Annotated in this window: 3 protein-coding genes; all 3 read left to right on the top strand. The window is 39.8% G+C overall.

Features of this window, described 5'->3' with window-relative positions; all coding sequences use genetic code 11:
* Positions 1-193: 193 nt before the first annotated feature.
* Positions 194-1,600, top strand: coding sequence for an AAA-like domain-containing protein (locus tag RM347_RS14680; protein WP_322717297.1), 1,407 nt, complete (start codon positions 194-196; stop codon positions 1,598-1,600).
* Between the two features lie 164 nt (positions 1,601-1,764).
* Positions 1,765-3,327 (top strand): AAA-like domain-containing protein, encoded by a 1,563-nt coding sequence (locus RM347_RS14685; protein WP_322717298.1) that lies wholly within the window; start codon positions 1,765-1,767, stop codon positions 3,325-3,327.
* 364 nt (positions 3,328-3,691) lie between these two features.
* Positions 3,692-5,851 (top strand): DNA helicase RecQ, encoded by a 2,160-nt coding sequence (gene recQ, locus RM347_RS14690; protein WP_322717299.1) that lies wholly within the window; start codon positions 3,692-3,694, stop codon positions 5,849-5,851.
* Positions 5,852-6,000 lie beyond the last annotated feature (149 nt).

The raw sequence follows: 6,000 nt of genomic DNA on the forward strand, positions 1-6,000 counted from the left end.
CAAAGTATACACTTATACAAAAATTATTCAAAAAATATATTTGTAATAATATTTTTGGTGTACTGATAGAGTTTAAAATTGTATCAATGCAATCTTGCATTTTTCTGTTTTCAAGTATTTTTTCAGATGTATATTATTACTAGTCCGAAAAATATTAAGTAAATTTGCTAACTATATTAAACATTTATACACCGTGGATGAGCTTCGGCAATCTGTAAAAAAAATACTGCAAGACAAGCCTCTCGGTTCAATTCAGTGGTTTGTGCTGAATCAATCATGGTTGGGCAAAACTTATGGTGAAATGGCAGAGGCATCAGGCTATGGCAACAATTACATCAAGGAAATTGGCTCTCAGTTGTGGCAAGACCTTTCCATCGCACTTGGAAAAAGAGTAACTAAAAAAAATCTGCATTTAGCTTTAAAGAAACACCTACAAGAAGAGATGGGCGATCGGGAAAATCAGTTTCAACAAAAGTTCGGCAAAGAATCTAGCTTAGAAATGGTTTCTCCAGACTTTTTTTCAGCAAACAAGATAGAATTTCCTAGCGGACCTATAGTACTGGATTCTCCTTTTTACATCAATCGCCCTCCCCTGGAAGAACTTGTTTGTAATGAAATTTTACACCCTGGTTGCTTAATCCGAATCAAAGCACCTAGAAAGATGGGAAAAAGTTCTCTGCTGAATCGGATGATTTGTTATGCTAGAGAGCAAGATTATCAAATTGTCTATTTGGACTTTCAAGAAGCTGACCAAGACGTTTTTGCTTCCCTGGATAAATTTTTGCGTTGGTTTTGTATTAATGTCAGCAGGCAGTTAAATATCCTTCCCTGTCTAGATGATTTTTGGGATATAGAAATGGGCAGCAAGGTAAGCTGCAAAATCTACTTTGAAGCGTATGTACTGCAATACATTGATCCTAATCCTGTGGTTTTGGCTTTGAATGAAGTTCATCGAGTTTTTGAACATCCTAATATTGCCCAAGATTTTCTGCCAATGCTGCGATTTTGGCATGAACAAGCAAAGCAAGATCAGACTTGGCAAAAGCTGCGGATGGTGGTGGTTCATACAACAGAAATTTATATTCCGCTCAAGCTCAACCAATCGCCTTTCAATGTAGGGATAACAATTACACTGCCACCATTTACGCTCAAACAAGTACAGAATTTAGCATTACGTTACGGACTAAATTGTGCAGCAGACTCCGAAGGGGCAAAACGCCTTGCACCCCTACAAACAATGGTAGGAGGACATCCCTATCTGGTAAGCCTTGCGTTTTATCATTTATGTCAAGGAGAAATGACGCTGGAGGTGTTACTAGAAACTGCATCTACACCAGTGGGAATTTACGGTCAGCATTTACGAGAACTGTTGAGCTTACTGCAAAAAGAACCAGAATTAATGTCAGCTATGCAACAGCTAATTGCAACAGATGAAAAAGTGGAGTTAGACGCGATCGCTGCTTATAAACTAGAAAGCATGGGTTTAGTTCAATTAAACGGCAATCAAGCTAGCGTTATGTGTGAGTTATATCGTCTTTATTTTAGCCAACAGTTTGGAAAGCAAAATAGTGCTAATGCTTCTAGTAAATTTTCAAGCTAGTTTTGAGGGTTTGGAGTAAGTAATTTAGTGCTTATAGAAGCACGACTAAAGTCCTAACTACCAACTTGATTGCCCATTGATATTAAATGAATTTTCTCAACTTTCCTGATGATATAAATTTCTTGATTTAGATTTAGATATAGAGCAAATTTAAGAGATAAAACATGAAGAATTATCGATACCAAGTTGGTGGTACGCTTACTAGTGACGCTCCTAGCTATGTTGAGCGCAGAGCGGATGTGGAACTTTACGAAGCCTTGAAACAGGGTGAATTTTGCTACATCCTAAGTTGTAGGCAAATGGGAAAATCCTCACTCATGGTAAAAACCAAGCATCGCTTGCAACAAGAGGGCTTTAGATGTGCCACCGTTGATATGACTAATATTGGTTGTGAAAATATAACTCCAGAACAGTGGTACAAGGGAGTTGTCGGTGACATTTGGTTGGGTTTTAAACTGTTAGGAAAAGTCAATTTAAAATCCTGGTGGCAAGAACAAAATGAAATTTCTTTGATTCAGAAAGTCAGTCGGTTTATTTCGGAAGTATTATTAGCTCAATTTCCGAACGAACGACTATTTATTTTTATTGATGAAATTGATAGTATTCTCGGTCTCGACTTCTCTGTTGATGACTTTTTTAGTTTGATTCGGTTCTGTTATAACCAACGAGCAATTGATCCAGAGTATCATCGAATTACATTTGCAATTTTCGGTGTTGCGACACCTTCAGACTTAATTTTATATCAAAATCATACTACTCCGTTTAATATTGGTAAAGCCATACAAGTAAATGGTTTCGCATTTGAAGAAGCTCAACCACTATCTTTGGGATTGGATATTAAAGAAAATCATCCCCAAAAACTTTTAAAAGAAGTCTTATCTTGGACAGAAGGGCAACCATTTCTTACTCAAAAGCTGTGTCGGCTACTTGTAAGTTTATCTCAAGATGATATGGGTAGAAAGCTCAGAATTCCTCCTGGCACAGAAGAATTTTGGATAGAAAATGTGGTGCGATCGCATATCATTGAAAAATGGGAATCACAAGATGAACCGGAGCATTTGCGGACAATTCGCGATCGCATCCTCAGAAACGAACAATCTGCCGCCAGATTGCTAGGAATTTATCAACAAATTCTCCAAGGAGTGAAAGTACCAGCCGACGATAGTCGAGAACAGGTAGAATTGTTGCTCTCTGGTTTAGCGATCAAAAAACAAGGTTTTCTCCAAATCAAAAACCGAATTTATCAAGAAGTTTTCAATTTAGAATGGGTTGGAAAAAAATTAGCTTACTTGCGCCCCTACTACGAAACCTTCAATGCATGGGTAGCCTCAGAGGCAAAGGATAAATCTCGCCTATTGCGTGGACAAGCCTTGATTGATGCCCAAACTTGGGCACATGGTAAAAGCTTGAGCAACTTAGATTATCGATTTTTAGCTGCTAGTGAAGAATTAGATCGGCGAGAGGTGCAGCAAGCATTAGAGGCTGAACGTGCTAAAGAAGTCGAAGCACGACTTACAGAACAACAAAAAAGGCTGGATCAACAAAAGAAAAATGCTACAATAGTCACACTTTTACTCGTGGGTATGACAATTAAATTGGTGATTTCTATAATGTGGGGAGTGTCGCTTTTACAAAAGATTGATGCTTTAGAATCACAGCTAAAATGTACCCAGATAGGACATCAAGGCAAAGTCATAAATGCAAATTCTCGGTTAGATGGATGCTAACTAAATTTTAGATGAAATTTTCCAATTGTTTAATCGGCAATTCGTGTAGAGAATGCAGGTCTGACTAAAGCTGCCGATGATGTGAGTTAAAATCCTGATATCTTCAATAACTACCCTTTTACTAGACATTAGTACTCATGACGATGTTTATTAGCTTAATATTAAGTGCGATCGCCGATTTGGTAGCGACTGTCTTAAAAGTAAAGCGATGTCTACGACGGGCTGCGCCTACGCTTGCGTATGATAGTTGATGAACGTGCAATCGCCGTAGAAAAGGTCTGACTAAAGCTGCCGATGATGTGAGTTAAAATCCTGATATCTTCAATAACTACCCACGCAGACAGCCCCCGAAAAAGCGATCGCTATGCTTCAGTACCCCAATCTCGAACAAGCGCTAAAATATCACTTCGGTTACGACAGATTCCGCCCTGGACAACGGCAAATTATCGAAGATGCGCTGCAAAATCGAGATTTATTGGTTGTGATGCCTACAGGTGGGGGGAAATCTCTGTGCTTTCAGTTACCTGCATTGATCAAAAAAGGTTTAACGGTGGTGGTATCGCCATTAATCGCTTTGATGCAAGATCAAGTGGAAGGACTGCGAAACAATAACATTGCTGCCACATTTTTGAATAGTAGTCTGAATCCTTATAAAGTGCGATCGCGGGAAGAAGCCATCCTCAGTGGTAAAGTTAGATTGCTTTACGTCGCCCCAGAACGTCTGTTGAGTGAAAGATTTCTCCCGTTTCTGGATTTAGTCAAGGAAAAAATTGGCATTGCAGCTTTTGCCATTGACGAAGCCCACTGCGTCTCTGAGTGGGGACACGACTTCCGCCCAGAATACCGTCAGATGAAATCTCTGCGGAAACGCTATCCTGATGTCCCTACCCTCGCCCTCACTGCTACAGCAACCGATCGCGTCCGTGCTGATATTATCCAACAATTAGGGTTAAAGCAACCCAGTATCCACATTGCTAGCTTTAACCGCCAAAATCTTTACTATGAAGTTCGTTCTAAAACCAAATCTGCTTATGCTGAATTATTAGAACTCGTTCGGGAAAGTGAGGGTTCAGCAATTATTTATTGCTTGACGCGAAAAAAAGTTGATGAACTCACCTTTAAATTGCAAAATGATAAGATTGCCGCCTTGTCTTATCATGCCGGATTAACTGATGAAGAACGCAGCAGCAATCAAACTCGATTTATTCGAGATGATGTGCGCGTGATGGTGGCAACAATTGCCTTTGGGATGGGAATTAATAAGCCAGATGTGCGGTTAGTCATTCACTTTGATTTACCGCGGAATTTGGAAAGTTATTATCAAGAATCAGGTAGGGCGGGAAGGGATAGCGAACCATCACGTTGTACACTTTTTTTCAGTTTCAGTGATATTAAAACCATTGAATGGAGTATTGACCAAAAAACTGATCCTCAAGAACAGTTGATTGCTAAACAACAACTGCGTCAGGTAATTGACTATGCTCAAGGTACTGTTTGCCGGCGGACAATTCAGCTAGGTTATTTTGGGGAACGTTTTCCAGGGAATTGCGCTAACTGCGATAATTGCCGTTATCCCAAACCAATGCAAGACTGGACAATTGAAGCCATGAAGTTTTTATCTTGTGTGGCGCGTTGTAAAGAAAGATTTGGGATGCTGTACATTATTGATGTGTTGCGGGGGTCAAAAAGCCAAAAAATCACCCAAAATGAACACGATCAACTTTCTACCTACGGTATTGGCAAAGATAAGAGTGTAGATGAGTGGCGGATGCTGGGGCGATCGCTTTTACATCAAGGGTTGCTAGAACAGACTAGCGATGGTTACTCAGTTTTGAAACTTAACCCCCTCAGTTGGGAAGTGATGCGGCGACAGCGCACAGTTTCCCTGGCTGTTCCGGTAGCACAGAAGATTACTTGGGAAGAAGGAAGTGAAAAAGCTGTTGAAGCAGAGATATTAATGCAGAGATTGCGATCGTTGCGTAAACAACTTGCTGATGAACAATCTGTACCACCTTATGTTGTCTTTCAGGATTCTACCCTAAAATTGATGGCACAGGTACAGCCTACAACAATAACCGAATTTGGTAAACTTTCGGGCGTAGGTAGTCACAAACTTTCCCAATATGGCGATAAATTCCTCGCAGAAATTCGCGCTTACCGCCAAGAAAAAGGTTTGGTAGATCCACCACAAGTTAAATTTACACCCTCTGTTAGCTTACCTTCCGACACAGAAATAGTCACATTCCAATTACATAAACAAGGTTTGAGTGTTAATGAAATTGCCAAAAAACGCAACATTCGCCCCACGACAATTATTCGTCATTTAACAGATTTAATTGAGAAAAATCAGCCTGTAGATTTAAATCAGTTAGTACCTTTAGAACATCAACAAAAAATTTGGCAAGTTTTAGAAGTGCTTGGTGATATCTCTTTAACGCCAATTCGAGAACAACTAGGTGAAAGCTACAGTTTTGATGAAATTCGCTTAGTACGGGGTAAATGGCGGCGAGAAAATCGCAAGTGATAATTAAATTTTTAAGGATGTTTTCAAAGCGAATAGAATTTACGGCTACACAAGTAAAGTCCACCTCCGTGGACTAGGGCGTGTCACCAATTAGGTAAACTGGAATGATAACTGCTGAAGAAAAATAGGCAACAGGGAAACGATGACAG

The organism is Nostoc sp. ChiQUE02 (assembly GCF_034531305.2).
Taxonomy (GTDB): Bacteria; Cyanobacteriota; Cyanobacteriia; order Cyanobacteriales; family Nostocaceae; genus Nostoc.

What these genes read in the sequence shown, in the direction of transcription:
- recQ (WP_322717299.1), top strand. Translation starts at nt 3,692, where the DNA reads ATGCTTCAGTACCCCAATCTCGAACAAGCGCTAAAATATCACTTCGGT.
- RM347_RS14685 (WP_322717298.1), top strand. Translation starts at nt 1,765, where the DNA reads ATGAAGAATTATCGATACCAAGTTGGTGGTACGCTTACTAGTGACGCT.